The 16,538-nt window shown below is 62.5% G+C and carries 15 protein-coding genes; 8 read left to right on the top strand and 7 right to left on the bottom strand.

Going from position 1 to position 16,538, the window contains the following annotated elements; all coding sequences use genetic code 11:
• Window positions 1–10: 10 nt before the first annotated feature.
• A complete protein-coding gene (gene urtA, locus AC1D2G_RS18545) occupies window positions 11–1,321 on the bottom strand; it encodes an urea ABC transporter substrate-binding protein (RefSeq protein WP_477415789.1) in 1,311 nt (436 codons plus the stop codon).
• Between the two features lie 300 nt (window positions 1,322–1,621).
• Between urtA and AC1D2G_RS18550 the strand changes: the two genes are divergently transcribed.
• Window positions 1,622–2,029, top strand: a complete 408-nt coding sequence (locus AC1D2G_RS18550) for a hypothetical protein (RefSeq protein WP_095085151.1) — start codon at window positions 1,622–1,624, stop codon at window positions 2,027–2,029.
• Window positions 2,030–2,151: 122 nt separating this feature from the next.
• Window positions 2,152–4,062, top strand: coding sequence for a PhoX family protein (locus tag AC1D2G_RS18555; protein ID WP_477415791.1), 1,911 nt, complete (start codon window positions 2,152–2,154; stop codon window positions 4,060–4,062).
• Window positions 4,063–4,171: 109 nt separating this feature from the next.
• Here the strand turns inward: AC1D2G_RS18555 and AC1D2G_RS18560 are convergent, their stop codons facing one another.
• From AC1D2G_RS18560 to AC1D2G_RS18570, 3 genes are all read right to left on the bottom strand, one after another.
• On the bottom strand, window positions 4,172–5,743 hold the full coding sequence (locus tag AC1D2G_RS18560) for a GMC family oxidoreductase (protein WP_477415793.1): 1,572 nt from the start codon (window positions 5,741–5,743) through the stop codon (window positions 4,172–4,174).
• Window positions 5,744–5,788: 45 nt separating this feature from the next.
• Window positions 5,789–6,319 carry a gluconate 2-dehydrogenase subunit 3 family protein gene (locus AC1D2G_RS18565; protein ID WP_477415795.1) on the bottom strand — a complete coding sequence of 177 codons (531 nt, stop codon included), beginning with the start codon at window positions 6,317–6,319 and terminating at the stop codon, window positions 5,789–5,791.
• A gap of 168 nt (window positions 6,320–6,487) precedes the next feature.
• A complete protein-coding gene (locus AC1D2G_RS18570) occupies window positions 6,488–6,883 on the bottom strand; it encodes a VOC family protein (RefSeq protein ID WP_095085077.1) in 396 nt (131 codons plus the stop codon).
• Between the two features lie 231 nt (window positions 6,884–7,114).
• On the opposite strand from AC1D2G_RS18570, the gene AC1D2G_RS18575 reads away from it, so the two are divergent.
• On the top strand, window positions 7,115–7,420 hold the full coding sequence (locus AC1D2G_RS18575; protein ID WP_477415948.1) for a ribbon-helix-helix domain-containing protein: 306 nt from the start codon (window positions 7,115–7,117) through the stop codon (window positions 7,418–7,420).
• On the opposite strand, the gene AC1D2G_RS18580 is transcribed toward AC1D2G_RS18575, so the two are convergent.
• Together AC1D2G_RS18580 and cckA are read right to left on the bottom strand one after the other, a co-directional pair.
• Window positions 7,417–8,127: a purine-nucleoside phosphorylase gene (locus AC1D2G_RS18580; RefSeq protein WP_477415797.1), complete on the bottom strand. Its 711-nt coding sequence runs from the start codon at window positions 8,125–8,127 to the stop codon at window positions 7,417–7,419. The genes AC1D2G_RS18575 and AC1D2G_RS18580 overlap by 4 nt on opposite strands.
• Window positions 8,128–8,215: 88 nt before the next feature.
• A complete protein-coding gene (cckA, locus tag AC1D2G_RS18585; protein WP_477303705.1) occupies window positions 8,216–10,789 on the bottom strand; it encodes a cell cycle histidine kinase CckA in 2,574 nt (857 codons plus the stop codon).
• Window positions 10,790–11,011: 222 nt separating this feature from the next.
• Here cckA and AC1D2G_RS18590 point away from each other — a divergent pair, with 222 nt between their 5' ends.
• On the top strand, window positions 11,012–11,761 hold the full coding sequence (locus tag AC1D2G_RS18590; RefSeq protein ID WP_477415799.1) for a hypothetical protein: 750 nt from the start codon (window positions 11,012–11,014) through the stop codon (window positions 11,759–11,761).
• Window positions 11,762–11,892: 131 nt separating this feature from the next.
• Here the strand turns inward: AC1D2G_RS18590 and dksA are convergent, their stop codons facing one another.
• Window positions 11,893–12,309 (bottom strand): RNA polymerase-binding protein DksA, encoded by a 417-nt coding sequence (dksA, locus tag AC1D2G_RS18595; RefSeq protein WP_095085082.1) that lies wholly within the window; start codon window positions 12,307–12,309, stop codon window positions 11,893–11,895.
• Window positions 12,310–12,649: 340 nt separating this feature from the next.
• Between dksA and AC1D2G_RS18600 the strand changes: the two genes are divergently transcribed.
• From AC1D2G_RS18600 to AC1D2G_RS18615, 4 genes are all read left to right on the top strand, one after another.
• On the top strand, window positions 12,650–13,153 hold the full coding sequence (locus AC1D2G_RS18600) for a SixA phosphatase family protein (RefSeq protein WP_477415801.1): 504 nt from the start codon (window positions 12,650–12,652) through the stop codon (window positions 13,151–13,153).
• Between the two features lie 63 nt (window positions 13,154–13,216).
• A complete protein-coding gene (locus tag AC1D2G_RS18605) occupies window positions 13,217–14,695 on the top strand; it encodes a YcjX family GTP-binding protein (protein ID WP_477415803.1) in 1,479 nt (492 codons plus the stop codon).
• Complete coding sequence (locus AC1D2G_RS18610; protein ID WP_477415805.1) at window positions 14,692–15,789, top strand: YcjF family protein; 1,098 nt, start codon at window positions 14,692–14,694, stop codon at window positions 15,787–15,789. The genes AC1D2G_RS18605 and AC1D2G_RS18610 overlap by 4 nt, the downstream gene beginning before the upstream one ends.
• A 135-nt stretch (window positions 15,790–15,924) precedes the next feature.
• The gene (locus AC1D2G_RS18615; RefSeq protein WP_095085086.1) at window positions 15,925–16,479 is read left to right on the top strand and encodes a hypothetical protein; all 555 of its coding nucleotides are present in this window, start codon (window positions 15,925–15,927) and stop codon (window positions 16,477–16,479) included.
• Window positions 16,480–16,538: the final 59 nt, after the last annotated feature.

A 16,538-nucleotide genomic window follows, 5' to 3' on the forward strand; every position in this document is an offset into this window, starting at 1 on the left:
CCCGGGAGGATCAGTTCGTACCCTTGCCGCCGCACTTGCCGGTGGCGACATTGAAGTTGCCGCAGGACAGAGGCGCGCGCCAATCGGAGATCAGGTCCTTGGAGTCAGGCAGGTAGTCGGACCATTCGTCGCCCATCACCAGGCCCGGCGTGCGCGAAACCGTCTCGAACTGGCCGTCGGCCTGGATTTCGCCAATCAGCACCGGCTTGGTGATGTGGTGGTTCGGCATCATCGTCGAATAGCCGCCGGTCAGGTTGGGCACCGAAACGCCGATCATGGCGTCAATGACCTTGTCCGGATCGGTGGTGCCGGCCTTCTCGACCGCCTTCACCCACATGTTGAAGCCGATATAATGGGCTTCCATCGGGTCGTTGGTGGTGCGCTTGTCGTTCTTGATGAACTTGTGCCAGTCGGCGATGAATTTCTTGTTCTCGGGCGTATCGACGCTTTCAAAGTAGTTCCAGGCGGCGAGATGGCCGACCAGCGGCGCCGTGTCGAGACCGGCAAGCTCTTCTTCGCCGACCGAGAAGGCCATGACCGGAATATCCTCGGCCTTGATGCCCTGGTTGCCGAGCTCCTTGTAGAACGGCACGTTGGCGTCGCCATTGACCGTCGAGACGACGGCGGTCTTCTTGCCGGCCGAACCGAATTTCTTGATTGCGGAAACTTCGGTCTGCCAGTCGGAGAAGCCGAACGGCGTGTAGTTGACCATGATGTCTTCCGCCGCGACGCCCTTGGCCTTCAGATAGGCCTCAAGGATCTTGTTGGTGGTGCGCGGATAAACGTAGTCGGTGCCTTCAAGCACCCAGCGCTTCACCGAACCGCCATCCTCGCTCATCAGATAGTCGACAGCCGGAATGGCCTGCTGGTTCGGCGCCGCACCTGTGTAGAACACGTTGCGCTCGCTCTCCTCGCCCTCATACTGGACGGGATAGAACAGGATGTTGTCGAGCTCGCTGAACACCGGCAGCACCGATTTGCGCGACACCGAGGTCCAGCAGCCGAACACCGCGGCGACCTTGTCCTTGGAGATCAGCTCGCGCGCCTTTTCGGCGAACAGCGGCCAATTGGAAGCCGGATCGACGACCACGGCTTCGAGCTTCTTGCCAAGCAGGCCACCTTTGGCGTTCTGCTCGTCGATAAGCATCAGCATGGCGTCCTTCAGCGTCGTCTCCGAAATCGCCATGGTCCCCGACAGCGAATGGAGAATGCCGACCTTGATCGTGTCGTCGGCCGCCCTGGCAGGCATGGACATCAACAGGCCGGCGGCAACGACGCTCGCCGAAAACATTTTTGTTATTGTCGAGAAATTACCCCTCATGCCTAACACTCCCAGGCTGGTTGATTGCACCGCAACAATGCAATGCAACCCCCGTGCCAATCGCTCAGGAGATGCCGAACAATAGGTGATAGTTCAACATTATCAGGTGCTTGGTATATTAGTTTTATGAAAACAAAGAGGATCGGTTAAAAATTGATTGAGAGAAATTTGCGCAGCGCACAAGGTGTCTGCCTAATTTTCGCCCAAATTGGCAATGTGCCTAGTTTTTGGACTTCGCCGGCGGATGTTGCGGCTCGGCGCAGAAATAGGGCAAGCTCGCCCCATCAAACGAGCGACGTCATGGCATCCGGCATTTCACGCATTTTTATCGGCATATTGCTTCTGGCGGCAGCGACCGGCACTGCCCGAGCCGACTTCAGCGACGGCAAGATGCCCGACGGCATCTACCACTGCGAAGTGTACCTGCTTGGCATGTTCCTGGACCTCGGCGACATCACCATCAAGGGCAACGTCTACAGCGGCCCGGTCACCTTCGGGACCGCCCAGCAGGGCTACAATTACCAGATGGATGCAAACGGCGTGATCTCCTGGCTGGGACCGCTCGGCGGCTATACGGCTGGCGGCAACTCGCTGTCGCTGACCCAGGCCACGCTCGACGGCCAAAGTGCGCCCTCCTTCGACATCATTATGAGGCAGCCCGACGGCGCCTTCACCGCCTCGACCTGCACCAAAGGAAGCGGTCAGTAGATTATTCCCTGGTAATCGCCGCCGCCTCGGCGGACCTGCCTTGTGTCTCATGTCATCTGGATGTTGCCGAAACTGGATAGGCAGCGGTGCGCCGTCACCATCCACCTTGAGAGGCAGACACAATGGCCAATTCCCCGTCTTCATCCTCCCCTGTCATTCGCGACGTCATCGCCGAGCGCGTCTCGCGCCGTACTCTCCTGAAAGGCAGCCTCGCATCTGGTGCTTTGATCGCCGGCGGCAGCTTCGTCGGTTCGTTGTTTGCCGGAGAAACACATGCCGCGGCGCTTTCCACACTTGGCTTTCCCGAGTTGAAGCGCGTCTACGACAAGACCCACGCCGCCGCAGAGGGCTATGAGACCACGATCGTGGCACGCTGGGGCGACCCGCTCGTCGCGGGTCTGCCGGATTTCGACGGCAACAAAGTCGCTGCCGACGAGCAAGAGAAGCGCTTTGGTTACAACTGTGACTACATCGCCTTCCTGCCGCTGCCGAAAGGCACGGTCAATTCCGACCACGGCCTGCTCTGCGTCAACAACGAATACATCTCGCCCAATGTCATGTTTCCCGGCATGACCGAGGATGACGCCGGCAAGACGATGAACAAGGAACAGGTCGATCTCGGCATGGCCGCCATGGGTCACTCAATCGTCGAAGTGCTGTTGAAGGATGGCAAGTGGTCGCTGGTCGAGGACAGCCCGCTCAACCGCCGCATCACCGTCAACACCGAAATGACCGTCTCCGGCCCGGTTGCGGGCCACGCCTTGATGCAGACCTCGGCCGATGCCACCGGCACGAAAGTGCTCGGCACCAGCTACAATTGCAGCGGCGGCTTCACCCCGTGGGGCACCGTGCTGACCTGCGAGGAAGGTGTTTCCGACCTGTTCGGCGGCGATCCGAAGAAGGCGCCGACCGCGGACATCCTCGATCGTTATGGCTTCGACGGTTCCGACGTCTATGGCCGCGGCCGCTTCCACGACCGCTTCAAAATCGACAAGGAGCCGAACGAGGCCAACCGTTTCGATTGGGTGGTTGAGATCGATCCCTATGATCCCCAGTCCAAGCCGGTGAAGCGCACCGCGCTTGGCCGCATGTCGCATGAGGCGTCCACCGTCGTCCTCAACAAGGACGGCCGCGTCGTCGTCTACATGGGCGACGACGATTATTTCGAATACATGTACCGCTTCGTCTCGAACAAGGCTTACGATCCGGCCAAACCGGCCTCCGGCAACGACCTGCTGGACGATGGCGTGCTTTCGGTCGCGCGCTACGACGCCGACGGCTCCATGACCTGGCTGCCGCTGATTCACGGCCAAGGCAAGCTTACGGCTGAAAACGGCTTTGCCGATCAGGCCGAGGTGCTGTTGAAAACACGGTTGGCGGCGGACGCGCTGGGTGCCACGCCGATGGACCGCCCCGAGGACATTGAGACCAATCCGGTGACCGGCCGCGTCTATGCGGTGATGACCAAGAACAAGAAGCGCGACCAGTCGAAGGTCAATCCGGCCAACACGCGTCCGGAAAACCTCTGGGGCCACATCGTCGAACTGATCCCGCCAGGCGGCCGCGGCGTGGACGCCGACCATACCGCCGACAAATATGCCTGGGATCTGTTCGTGCTGTGCGGCAACCCGAAGGACGCCGCGGTCGGCGCCACCTTCCATCCGGACACATCGGTCAATGGCTGGTTCGTCTGCCCCGACAACATCACCTTCGATCCGGCCGGCCGGCTCTGGGTGGCGACCGACGGTGCCAATGATTTCGACCTGCCGGACGGCGTCTACGGCGTCGACACCGAAGGCCCGGCGCGTGGCCTGCCGAAGCTGCTGTTCACTTGCCCGCATGGCGCGGAGGCGACCGGCCCTTGCTTCACCCCCGACGGCACGACCTTGTTCCTGTCGGTCCAGCACCCGGCCGAGGACGCCGAGACGCTCGACAAGGTGCAGACACTGTGGCCCGACTTCAAGGACGGCCAGTTGCCCCGCCCGTCCGTGGTCGCCATCCGCCGCAAGGACGGGCAGCCGGTCGGCGCCTAATCAGTCTGGTCACACAAAAAGGCGGAACGCGCGTTGTGCGTTCCGCCTTGCGGCCCGGGAGGACACTGAAGTTGGCACCGCCCCGGTAACGGGGCGATGTCTTGCCAGCTCAGATCGTCTTGGCCGACATCTGCGCAGCGATGTAATCGGCCTGGCGGATCGCCAGCGACACGATCGTCAAGGTCGGGTTTTCGGCGGCACCCGTCGTGAACTGGCTGCCGTCCGACACGAACAGGTTCTTGATGTCGTGCGTCTGGCCATGCTTGTTGACGACGCCGTCGGCCGCCTTCTCGCTCATCCGGTTGGTGCCGAGATTGTGGGTCGACGGATAGGGCGGCGTCGGGAAGGTGCGCGTGGCGCCGACCGCCGCGTAAAGCGCCGAGGCCTGCTTGTAGGCATGGTTGCGCATCGCGGTATCGTTCGGGTGATCGTCGAAATGCACGTCGGCTATCGGCATGCCGTGCTCGTCCTTCATGTCGGCATGCAGCGTGATGCGGTTCTCCCCGCGCGGCATGTCTTCGCCGACGATCCACAGCCCGGCCATGTGGTCGTAGTGGTCGAGCGCCGTGGTGAACGAGCGGCCCCAGGCCCCTGGATCGAGGAAGGCCGCCATGAACGGCAGGCCGAGCGACAGCGTCTCGAACTCGTAGCCGCCGACGAAGCCGCGTGACGGATCATGGCGCGCCTCGTCGCGGATGATGCCGGCCATGGTGGTGCCGCGATACATGTGCACCGGTTTGTCGAAGATGGCATAGACCGAGCCCGTGGTGTGGCGCATGTAGTTCTTGCCCACCTGCCCCGATGAGTTGGCAAGGCCGTCGGGGAATTTGCCCGACGACGAATTGAGCAGCAGCCGCGGGCTTTCGATTGAGTTGCCGGCGACTGCGACGATACGGGCTTTCTGCTCTTGCAGCTTGCCATCCTTGTCGGCGTAGACCACGCCGGTCACCTTGCCCGAGGCGTCATGGTTGATCTTGATCGCCATGGCGTTCGGCCTGACCTCGAGATGGCCTGTTGCCTCGCCCTTGGGGATCTCGGTGTAGAGCGTCGACCATTTGGCGCCCCATTTGCAGCCCTGGAAGCAAAATCCGGTTTGCTGGCAGGACAAGCGGTCGTCGCGCTCGACCGAGTTGATGGCCATGTTGCCGGTGTGGCATTCCTTGTAGCCAAGCTTGTCGGCGCCAGCCTTCAACACCTTGAAATTGTTGTTACCCGGCAGTCTCGGCCAGTCATTGGTCCCGGTGACGCCCATCTTGGCTTCAGCCTTGGCATAGTAGGGCTCCAGCTCTGCCAACGTGATCGGCCAGTCGAGCAGGGTGGCACCTTCCACTTTGCCGTAGGTCGACAGCGTCTTGAACTCGTGCTCCTGGAAACGCAGCGACGCTCCGGCCCAGTGGGTCGTCGAACCGCCAACCGACTTGACGATCCAGGCCGGCAGGTTCGGAAAATCCTTGGCCACACGCCAGTCGCCGGAGGTGGTGCGCTTGTCCTTCCAGGCGAGTTGGGTGAACGAATCCCACTCGTCGTTGACAAACTCCTCATATTCGTGGCGCGCGCCGGCCTCCAGGATGACGACGTCGACGCCCTTCTGGGCAAGTTCGTTGCCGAGCGTACCGCCGCCGGCGCCCGAGCCGATGATGACGACCACGCCGTCGTTGTTCAGGTCAAAAGCTGTTGCCATGGTTTCCTCCCATGATTTCTGTTTGCGGGTTCAAAACGACGGGGCTCAGAGCCACTCGATGTCGTTGAAACCGCGCGCGATGTAGCCGCCCTTGGAAAAGGACTCGCCCTCGTAGCCGAAGATCGGCCAGACCTCTTTCTGGTTGTAGAGGCTGACGACGAGGCCGCCACGGATGGCCTGGAAGAACGGCGTCGCCTCGATCTGCTTCAGCACCGAGACGCGCTGCTCCTCCCAGCCAAGGCCCCGGTAGCCTCCATCCCCCGACTTCTTGTCGAGGTCGGCGATACCGTCTTCGATCATCGTCTTGTAGGCGGGGTCCTTGCCGGCCTGCTCGTCATGGCCTTTCACGGCGATGGCGTAATATTTGTCAGGAACCTGATCATGCGGATAGATGTCGCGCGCCATCTGGATCAGCGTCGCCATGGTTTCGGGCTTGAGCGCCGATGTCTCGAGCCCCCAGGCATGTTCGGGGCTGATGACCGCGCTGCCTGAAATGACGAGCAGCGCACCGATGCCACCGCGTTTGAGAAGCTCACGACGTGAAAGTCCAGGCTTCCCGTCATAGATCGTGACCATAATAATCCTCCCTGCTTGCTATTTGCGCCCCTTGAAGCGCGTCACAATTGACGTGCTTCAAGACTTGTTTGTGCATCTCGTTGTCCCAAAACCGCTGCGCACTTTTGGGCGAGATGCTTGAGAGCGCCGTTGCTGGCGCCGCACCCGCCGGTGCGGCCGCATTGTCTCCTATTGGAAGCGGCCTCCTCGTTGCAGAACCTCGATCTTGTAGCCGTCCGGATCCTCAATGAAGAAGAAGCGGGCGATCGGCGAACCGTCATGGTTGAACTCGACGATCTTCTTCGGGTTGAGGCCGAGCGCGCCGAGGCGGTCATGTTCGCTGTCGAGGTCGGCGATCGAGACCGCGAGGTGGCCGTAACCATCGCCGAGCACGTAGGGCTCGACCCTGCCCTTGTTCACGGTCAGTTCGAGCTCGAACCCGGTTTCGGCGTTGCTGAGGTAAATGAGTGTGAACGTCTCGAAGTCCAGCCTGTCGGCGACATCGAGCCCGAAGGCATTCCTGTAGAAATCGACGGATCGGGCCTCGTCGAGAACCCGGATCATGGAATGGATTGCTTTGGCCAAATCAGTCTCCGCCCTTGTGTGGGGCCAATTATGGGCAGAGCGGGGAAAAGGTGGTGGCAGCCGGTTACCACGCCCAAAACCGTGAACTGGCGACGCGCTTTAGGGGGACAGGGACGAAAGTCCGATTGCCGTTCCGGCAATTTTGCCCGAGAATGCGCATGGGGACAGGTCGAGCAGTATCAGACCGTACGCCTGCCCGCCCAAGACCAACAAGCATGGGAGGTTTGTCGGATGTGCAGGGTATTTGCGGGCCAGGACCCCGAAGGCTATCGCCAGATCAATCGGTCGATTCGCATTGACGGCCACTCCACCAGCATCCAGCTTGAGGCGACCTTCTGGGCGTTGCTGGATGAAATCGCCGAAAACCAGGGCCTGACGACGCCGAAATTCATCTCCAAGCTTTACGACGAAGCCATCGAGATCAACGGCGCCATTCCAAACTTTGCCTCCATGCTGCGCACCACCTGCGCGCTGTATCTGCGCGGCCATCGGCCGGGCATGGATGAACAGGTGCTGCCGAAGCGGCAAGCCGCCTAGCTGTCGACCGCGACAGCTAGCGCCAGCCGGCTCATATCGCTGAACAGGTCCTGGCGCTCGGAGTAGTCGGTCAGTTCATCGGTCTCGATGTTGTCGACCACCGTGCACATCGACAGCGCCCGAGCCCCGAAATGCGCCGCGATGCGATAAAGCGCGCTGGTTTCCATATCCACGGCCAGAGCACCGGCTGCCTGCGCATCGGCAAAGCGGCCGCGTCCTTCAGGATGGTAGAAGATGTCGCTGCAAACCGTCAGGCCGGCACAATGGTCGATGCCAAGTTCGGCTGCCTTGGTCAGCGCGCAGCTGAGAAGTGCTGGATCCGGACCGGCGACAGCCTTGTAGAGGCCGAAAACCTGACCGCTTTGAGCGCTTTCCGCCTGTGCCGATTGCGAGATGACAAGGCTGCGCAGCTTGGCCTTGGCCGTTAGGCTACCGCAGGTGCCCGTGCGGATCAACGTCCGGGCGCCATAATAGTCAAGCAATTCATGCACATAGATCAGAAACGACGAGACGCCGATGCCTGTCGCCTGAATGCTGACGGGTCTGCCGCGAAACAGTCCGGTAAAGCCAAGGGCGCCGCGTCGGCGATTGATACAGCGCGGCGCTTCCAGAAAAGTTTGCGCCATCCATTCGGCGCGCTGCGGGTCACCCGGCAACAACACCGTGTTGGCGTAGGCACCCTTGTCTGCTTCGTTGTGTGGCGTCAACCGCTGCTCCCCCAAGCCCGCCTGCCGTTTCAGCCCTCAATCATGGCGTTGTCACGGCGTCTTGCAAGGAAAAGAACATCAGGAGATTCTAATTCTCCAGCACATCCTTGACGATCGTCGCCAGTTGCTTGAGCGAAAACGGCTTTGGCAGGAAGCCGAAATGCGCATCCGCCGGCAGGTTTCTGGCGAATGCATCCTCGGCGTAGCCGGACACGAAGACAAATTTGATGTCCGGCTGGCGCTTGCGCAATTCACCAAGCAGCGTCGGTCCATCCATTTCCGGCATCACCACGTCCGAGACGACGATGTCGACCTTGCCGCCCAGCGCCTCGAACACTTCCAGCGCCTCGACGCCCGAGGAGGCCTCGTGCACCGTATAGCCGCGCGACACCAGCGCCCGCATGCCGCCCATGCGCACGGCGTCCTCGTCCTCGACAAGCAGCACCGTGGCCGAGCCGGACAGGTCCTTGGCCGCATCGGCAACCTTCGCCGGTGCCGCCGGCAGATCGTCGGGCTGGCCAGCTTTTTTCGCTTCGGCGATATGACGCGGCAGGAAAATGCGGAAAGTCGAGCCCTTGCCGACCTCGGAATCGCAGAAGATGAAGCCACCGGTTTGCTTGATGATGCCGTAGACCATCGACAGGCCAAGCCCGGTGCCCTTGCCGACCTCCTTGGTGGTGAAGAAGGGCTCGAAAATCTTCTTCAGCACGTCGGGCGCGATGCCGCTGCCGGTATCCTCGACCTCGACCACGACATAGTCGGCCGGGGTGAGTTCACGGTAGGAGAAGGCCTTGCATTCCTCGGCGGTCACATTGCGCGTGCGCACGGTGAGATCGCCGCCGGCCGGCATGGCGTCGCGCGCGTTGACCGCAAGGTTGACCACCACCTGTTCGAACTGCCCGATATCCACCTTGACCGGCCACAGGTCGCGGCCATGGTCGACCTTCAGCTTGATGTCGTTGCCGACAAGGCGGGCCAGCAGCATCCTGAGATCGGCCAGCACGTCGGTCAGGTTGAGCACTTCCGGCCGCAGCGTCTGCTTGCGCGAGAAGGCAAGCAATTGCCGCACCAGCGAGGCCGCCCGGTTGGCATTCTGCTTGATGTTCATGATGTCGGGGAAGGACGGGTCCGACGGACGGTGGTTGGTCAACAAAAGGTCGGACGCCATGATGATGGCGGTCAGCACATTGTTGAAGTCGTGCGCGATACCGCCGGCAAGCTGGCCGACCGCCTGCATCTTCTGGCTTTGCGCCATCTGCCCTTCAAGCGCCTTCTGCTCCGTCGTCTCGACGGCGTAGACGATCGCCGACTCCTCAGCCCCCTCGCCGCCGGTGCCGTCGGCGACCGCGTTGACGTAGAAACGGATGTGCCGGTCGTCGTTGCCGGGCAGCAAAGTATCGATCGGCTCGATGTCGGCCTGCCGCTGCTGCGCTTTTTCAAAAGCGGCAGCGAAGGCCGGCCGGTCGCGCTCATGGATCACCGTGTCGAGCCGCACGCGGCGATCGACCGCGTCCCGGTCGACGACGGACGAAAACAGCGACAGGAACGGCGCATTGGTGCGCAGGATGCGCCCGCTGTGGTCGACGCCGGCGATCGCCATCGGTGTCGAGTTGAAGAAGCGGGTGAAGCGCACTTCCGAAGCACGCAGGTCGGCCGAGGCGTCCTCGCCCTGCGTGCGGTTCAGCACGATCGTGCGCGTCGGCCCGTTGAGGCCTTCGCGGCTGGCCGAAACGCGGTGCATGAAGCGCACCGGCAGCGCTTCGCCCGTCATCGTCGTCAGGTCGAGATCGATGACCGCGTTGCGTGTCGTTCCAGGGTCGGCCTTGACCGAGCGGACCAGCGCCATGCCGTCTCCGGCCACGATCTCCGGCAGGGTGACGGAGCCGGGCGTGAAACTGGTAAGGTCGATGCCCAGCCACTCGGCAAGCGTGGCGTTGATGTAGGTGACACGGCCGTCCTGGTCGGCTGAAAAGAAGCCGGCTGGCGCATGGTCGAGGTGATCGATCGCCTTCTGCAGGTCGAGGAAGAAACGCTCCTGCTCGGCCCGCTCCTGCGAGATGTCGGCAAGCTGCCAGGCCAGCATCGGCAGCCGCTGGCCCGGAACTCTGAAGGCGCGGGCACGCGCCCGATACCAGCGGGCGCCGGGCTCGGCGCCCGGCCGAATGGACTGCGCGAGACGAAACTCGCCGTCGCCCGACTGTCCGTCGCGCAGGCCGGACGCCAGCCGATAGATCGTCACCGAGGCTTCGGGGACATCCGAGAGCAACCCCTCGACCGTCTTCAGGTCTGCCGCCGACGTCGCGCCGGTCATGTCGGCATAGGCCCGATTGGCGTAGACGACGCGGCCCTTGGTGTCGGTGACGAGAAGGCCCTGCGACATCGAATCAACGAATGCCTTCGAGAGTTCGTCACCGGTCGAGCGTGGCGTGATCTGCACGAAGCCGATCGCCGTGGCGAACAGGAACCCGACACCGATCATCGCCAGCACACCGAGCATGCCGAGCAGGAAAGGGTCGCCGAGGCGCTCGCGGAAAAGGCCGAAGACAATAGCGGCCCCGGTCAGAACGACGATGAAAATGATGAGCCGGGTAACCGCGCCCGGTCGCGTATTCTGGTCGACGATCGGTACCGGATAGAAATCGCCGCGCGCTTCCTTGGCCATGTGCCCCCTGCTCGTGAATCCGGTGTTCCGACACCCGCCCTTGACCGGTTGAATCATATTCTCCTGGTCCGGAAAAGGCCTGGGCGGCAAATGTCGGATAAAAATGATATCTTCCGGCCTTCGGAGTTTTCAAGCTGTTCATCAAGAGCGGAAACGCATTGCGGTAGCCCGCCGCAACGGTCTAGTGTCGCATCACCTCCTCAGGGCAATCAGGGAAAACCAATGCAATGGCTGGATAGCGTGGCGGGCCCCGGTTATGCCGCAGCACTGTTGTGGACGTTTGCAGCGCTTGTCCTGCTGGTCATCGTTCTCGTTATCATCAAGCTTGTGCGCAACCTGACGTTCGGAACCTTCGTTGCCGGCGGCAGGAACCGCAAGACGCGGCTGGCCGTCATGGACGCCACCGCCGTCGACAGCCATCGCCGGCTGGTGCTGATACGCCGCGATGATATCGAACATCTGCTGCTGATCGGCGGTCCGACCGACGTTGTCGTCGAACGTGACATCCGGCTTTCGGCGCCACGCCGTCCGGCGCTGACCGGAGATGGCGGCTTGCAGCCGGTCCCGGGCGCCGCGGCCCCAGCGGCGAAACCGCGTGCACCTCAACCCGCTCCTCCGCCGCCGGCTAGGCAGGCACCTGCTCCGCAGCCGGTGAACGCGGCGCCGCCCGCACGCCCGCGCCAGGCAGCGCCAACACCACCGGTGCCGGCACCGGCACCGCTACCGAAGCCGCAGCCGACCAATGTCACTCCGCTGCCCGCCTATGGATCCGCGAACGCCAATGCCGTCAGGCAGGCGCCACCGYCGCCAACCCAGGACAGCATCGACGATAAGCTGATGAAGGAACTCGAAGTGTCGCTCGACCAGCCGCGTTCGAGCAGCCCGGTGAGCAAACCGGCGGCGAAGGCACCGCAGTCGCTCGACGACGAAATGACCAAGCTTCTGGGCGAACTCTCCAGCCAGAAGAGATGATCAGAATCTGACCTGCACAGCGGCCGGGGAATTGGGCCGGTCGGGCGCGCCAACAAAAATGGCCGGAAAACCGGCCATTCTTATATCAACATCGCCGCAAACAGTCATGAGCACAGCCCATGGGCTATGCGTCAGTCGTCGCGATAGACCTTTTCGCGGCGCTCATGCCGCTCCTGCGCTTCGATCGACAACGTTGCGATCGGACGCGCATCGAGCCGCTTCAACGCGATCGGCTCGCCGGTCTCCTCGCAATAGCCGTAGGTGCCTTCGTCGATGCGCTGCAGGGCCGAATCGATCTTTGCGATGAGCTTTCGCTGGCGGTCGCGGGCCCTGAGCTCGATTGCGCGGTCGGTTTCCGAAGAGGCGCGGTCGGCGAGATCGGGGTGGTTGGCGTTTTCCTGTTGCAGGATTTCGAGAGTTTCGCGCGCTTCGCGCAATATGTCATTCTTCCAGGTGACGAGCTTTTGGCGGAAGTAGGATTTCTGCCGTTCATTCATGAACGGCTCGTCTTCGGAGGGTATGTAATCGGCGGTAACGATGTCGTTCATTCGACTCACCCAAACTGCCCCAATTTTGGCGCCTATATATTCGCGGTCAGACGCCTGCACAAGCGCAATCGGCCGCTGTCTCACGCAATTGTTAATGTTCGGTGGCGGGCGCCTTTGCAGCAGCGAATGGTCGTTTTGATACCAAACTACGCTTCGACACTTTGGATCCCGTGCGACATGCTTTTCGAAGACCGGCATGATCTTCGCGCCGAAGCACAAGCGCCCTTTGCGGCACCGCACATCGATGATTCGCTGTGTTTGAAGAACACGGGCCATTGTGCGCAGCGGCTTTCTCGTGGCTAATCCAGGAAGTTCGGCATTCGGCGTCAGCGGAGGTTGGGTGGGCACGCTTTATCTGTTGCGACATGCCAAGGCCGGCTGGGCACTGCCCGGCATGCGCGATTTCGACCGCCCGCTCGACGCATCCGGCCGCGCCGATGCCGAAATGATGGGCGCCGCCATGCGGTCCCGCTGCTATGTTCCGGACCTGACCATCTGCTCCAACGCCAAACGCGCCAAGGAGACGCTGGAAGGCCTGGCCGGTCAGACCGACACCGGACGGGTCCTGTTCTTCGACACGCTCTACAGCGAAGACGCCGCCGGTTACCTCCGCCTCATCCGCGACAATGGCGGATCGGGTTCGTTGCTGGTCATCGGCCACAATCCGATGACGGAGGATCTCGCCATGGCGGTTTCGGGCAGTGGCGACGAGACGGCGCGGGCCACGCTCAACCACGGTTTCCCGACCTCGGGCCTGGCGGTCGTCCGCTTCGACGGCGACCTGGCAAAAGCAGCCCAGGGCGCCGGCCATCTCGAAGCGTTCCTGACGCCGGCCGATCTCTGACGCCATTTCAAAGCCGGGTTCCACAGCCTATATCGGGCGGACCGAAGCCCGAGAGATCACATTTTGACATCATCGCTGACCACTTTCACCGACGAGGCGAGGATTGCCCTCGACACTCTGTCGGGCCGCGCCACCGGGCTTTTCTCTCCATCGCTGCGATTGGGTGTCACGGGCCTGTCCCGAGCCGGCAAGACGGTGTTCATATCGGCCTTTGTCCACAATCTGATCCATGGCGGGCGCCTGCCGCTGTTCGAGGCCCAGAAATCCGGGCGCATCGCCCGTGCCTTCCTCGAACAGCAGCCTGACGACGCCGTGCCGCGCTTCCAGTACGAGGATCACATCGCCGCACTGGTCAACGATCGCGCCTGGCCCGATTCGACGCGCGCCATTTCCGAATTGCGGCTGACCATCGAATATGAATCGGCCTCCGGCTGGAGCCGCATGTTTTCCTCCGGCAAGCTGTCGGTCGATATCGTCGACTATCCCGGCGAATGGCTGCTCGACCTGCCGCTGCTTGGCAAATCCTTCGCCGATTTTTCCGGCGAAGCCTTCGAAATGGCCGTTTTGCCGGTGCGCGAGGACCTGTCGCAGGCCTGGCGGGCGCTGTCGGCGGAGATTGACCCGAACGCCGATGCCGACGAGATGACAGCGCGCCGCCTGGCCGAAAGCTTCGCCGCCTATCTGAAGGCCTGCAAGCTCGACGAGCGGGCGCTTTCGACCTTGCCGCCCGGCCGCTTCCTAATGCCTGGCGATCTCGAAGGCTCGCCCGCACTGACCTTCGCGCCCCTGCCTGGGCTGGGCGACAGGCGTCCACGCCTAGGGTCGCTGCACGCCATGATGGACCGGCGTTACGAGGCCTACAAGACGCATGTCGTCAAACCGTTCTTCCGCGAACACATCACGCGCCTCGATCGCCAGATCGTGCTGATCGACGCCATGCAGGCGCTGAACGCCGGCCCCGGCGCCATGGCCGACCTGGAGCGCGCGGTGACCGAGATCCTCAGTTGTTTCCGTCCCGGCCGCGGCAGCTTCCTCACCGACCTGTTTTCACGGCGCATCGACCGCATCCTGGTTGCCGCGACCAAGGCCGACCATCTGCACCACGAAAGCCATGACCGCTTGCAGGCGATCGTGCGGCGGCTTGCCGACCGTGCCGTGGCCCGCGCGAATTTCACCGGCGCCGATGTCGATGTGGTCGCCATGGCGGCGGTGCGCGCGACGCGCGAAGGCACCGTCAAGCAGGGCCGGGAGACACTTCCCGTCATCATCGGCACGCCGATCGCCGGCGAGAAGATCAACGGCGAAACTTTTGACGGCAAAACGGAAACTGCCATATTTCCCGGTGATTTACCGGAGAACATTGATGCGGTGTTCGATGCTTCGGAGCCCGATCACAAGCAGGATACCGGGGATCCGGCAATCCGCTTCGTCCGTTTCCGTCCCCCAAAGCTCGAGCGCACCGCCGAAGGCGTCACGCTGTCGCTGCCGCATATCCGGCTCGACCGTGCCTTGCAGTTCCTGATTGGAGATCATCTGGCATGACCGCGCCCCGCAAGCCGGCCGCATTCCGTATCGAGCCGGAAGCCGAATCGAAACAAGAGGCGCCTGAGGCACGCCGTGCCCAGGTCCAGGTTGACTCCCAGCGGAAGCCCCGTGCGATGAAGACCGATGTCGCGATGGTCATCCCGGCGGAAGTCGATGTCTTCGACGAGCCTGACATCGTTGCCGCCGAACCGCCGCCGGCGATCGCCCCCAGAAAGCGGTCGCTGCTCGGCAGCATCTTCTTCGGCGCCTTTGGTGTGCTGGTTTCGCTGGCTGTCGGCCTGTGGACCGATCAGCTCATACGTGACCTCTTTGCGCGTGCCGAATGGCTGGGCTGGCTGGCCGCCGGCATGGCGGCCATTGCCGTGCTGGCGCTTCTGGTCATCCTGATCCGCGAGTTCCTGGCCATCGCCCGCCTCGCCGAGGTCGAAAAGCTGCAGAAGCGGGCGCTCGATGCGATTGCACGCGACGATCCCAAGGCGGCACGATCGGTGGTCGACGAGCTGTCGGCCTTCGTCGCGGCCAAGCCCGAGACCGCGGCCGGCCGCCGCGCGCTGGCCGAACTGCGCGGCGAAATCATCGATGGCGGCAATCTGGTGCGCCTGGCCGAAGCCGAAATTCTCGGCCCCCTCGATGCCAGGGCCAAGGTCATGATTCTCGAGGCCGCCAAACGCGTCTCGCTGGTGACGGCGGTCAGCCCGCGCGCGCTAGTCGATGTCGCCTATGTCGTGTTCGAGGCCGGACGCCTCATTCGCCGCCTGTCGGAGCTTTATGGTGGGCGGCCGGGAACGCTCGGCTTCTTCCGCCTCGCGCGCAGCGTGCTGGCGCATCTGGCGGTCACCGGTTCGATCGCCGTCGGCGACAGTTTCGTCCAGCAGATCGTCGGCCACGGCCTGGCGGCGCGCCTTTCGGCCAAGCTCGGCGAGGGCGTCGTCAATGGCATGATGACGGCGCGCATCGGCATCGCGGCGATGGAGACTACGCGTCCCCTACCCTTCAGCGCCGCGAAGCGTCCGGGACTGGGCGATTTCCTCTCGGCGCTGACATCGTTTGCAACCAGGAAAGATGCCGAAACAACCCCATCCGGCAAGTGAACCGGGCTGCAGCTTTTGGACCTTCGGAATTGTTACCGGACTGCTTTCCAGTGGTCCCGTAGTGACGAAGCATTAACCAATCTTGTTCATGGTCAGACGGGTTCCAAACAGCCTCTTTGTTGCCGGGTGTCGTCGATGAAAAGTGTAATTCTGTCCAGCGTCTTGCCCCTGGCAACCGCTATAACAGCACTCGTCGGCATTGCCGGGGCGGCTTCCGCCGCGGAGCCGGACAAGCAGTTCTTCCAGTCGGCCGAAGGCAAATGGATCGGACCCGGCGAAATCGTCGCCGGCAAGTACAAAGGCACCAAATTCAACTGCAGCTTCACCGGCTCGACGCCGGACGGCAAGGTCGGCATGACACTCGACGGCGGTTGCCGGGTCGGCATGTTCACCCAGCAAATGTCGGCCACGATCGAGCGCAAGGGCCGCGAGGGCTACAAGGGCAGCTTCATGGGCGGCGCTACCGGTTCCGGCCTCGACATCATCGGCGGCAATGTCGTCGATGCCCGCAAGGTGGTCTTCACCATCAACCGCAACCAGCTGCGCGGCGTGATGCAGGCCCGCATCCCTGACGACAATTCGATGACGGTGACCATTGCGGTGCGTGTCGACGACCAGTTGGTGCCGGTGATCGGCATGAGCCTGAAGCGTGTCGATGCCATCGAAGTCGGCTCCATCGCGCCAAACTGAACAATCATAGATCTCTAAATGCAAAAAGGCGGCGACCCAACGGTCGCCGCCTCGTTCAA

Source organism: Mesorhizobium sp. P2_C7, from assembly GCF_056404515.1.

What these genes read in the sequence shown, in the direction of transcription:
- AC1D2G_RS18615 (WP_095085086.1), top strand. Translation starts at nt 15,925, where the DNA reads ATGAAAAGTGTAATTCTGTCCAGCGTCTTGCCCCTGGCAACCGCTATA.
- AC1D2G_RS18610 (WP_477415805.1), top strand. Translation starts at nt 14,692, where the DNA reads ATGACCGCGCCCCGCAAGCCGGCCGCATTCCGTATCGAGCCGGAAGCC.
- AC1D2G_RS18565 (WP_477415795.1), bottom strand. Translation starts at nt 6,319, where the DNA reads ATGGTCACGATCTATGACGGGAAGCCTGGACTTTCACGTCGTGAGCTT.
- AC1D2G_RS18560 (WP_477415793.1), bottom strand. Translation starts at nt 5,743, where the DNA reads ATGGCAACAGCTTTTGACCTGAACAACGACGGCGTGGTCGTCATCATC.
- AC1D2G_RS18575 (WP_477415948.1), top strand. Translation starts at nt 7,115, where the DNA reads ATGTGCAGGGTATTTGCGGGCCAGGACCCCGAAGGCTATCGCCAGATC.
- urtA (WP_477415789.1), bottom strand. Translation starts at nt 1,321, where the DNA reads ATGAGGGGTAATTTCTCGACAATAACAAAAATGTTTTCGGCGAGCGTC.
- AC1D2G_RS18555 (WP_477415791.1), top strand. Translation starts at nt 2,152, where the DNA reads ATGGCCAATTCCCCGTCTTCATCCTCCCCTGTCATTCGCGACGTCATC.
- AC1D2G_RS18550 (WP_095085151.1), top strand. Translation starts at nt 1,622, where the DNA reads ATGGCATCCGGCATTTCACGCATTTTTATCGGCATATTGCTTCTGGCG.
- cckA (WP_477303705.1), bottom strand. Translation starts at nt 10,789, where the DNA reads ATGGCCAAGGAAGCGCGCGGCGATTTCTATCCGGTACCGATCGTCGAC.
- dksA (WP_095085082.1), bottom strand. Translation starts at nt 12,309, where the DNA reads ATGAACGACATCGTTACCGCCGATTACATACCCTCCGAAGACGAGCCG.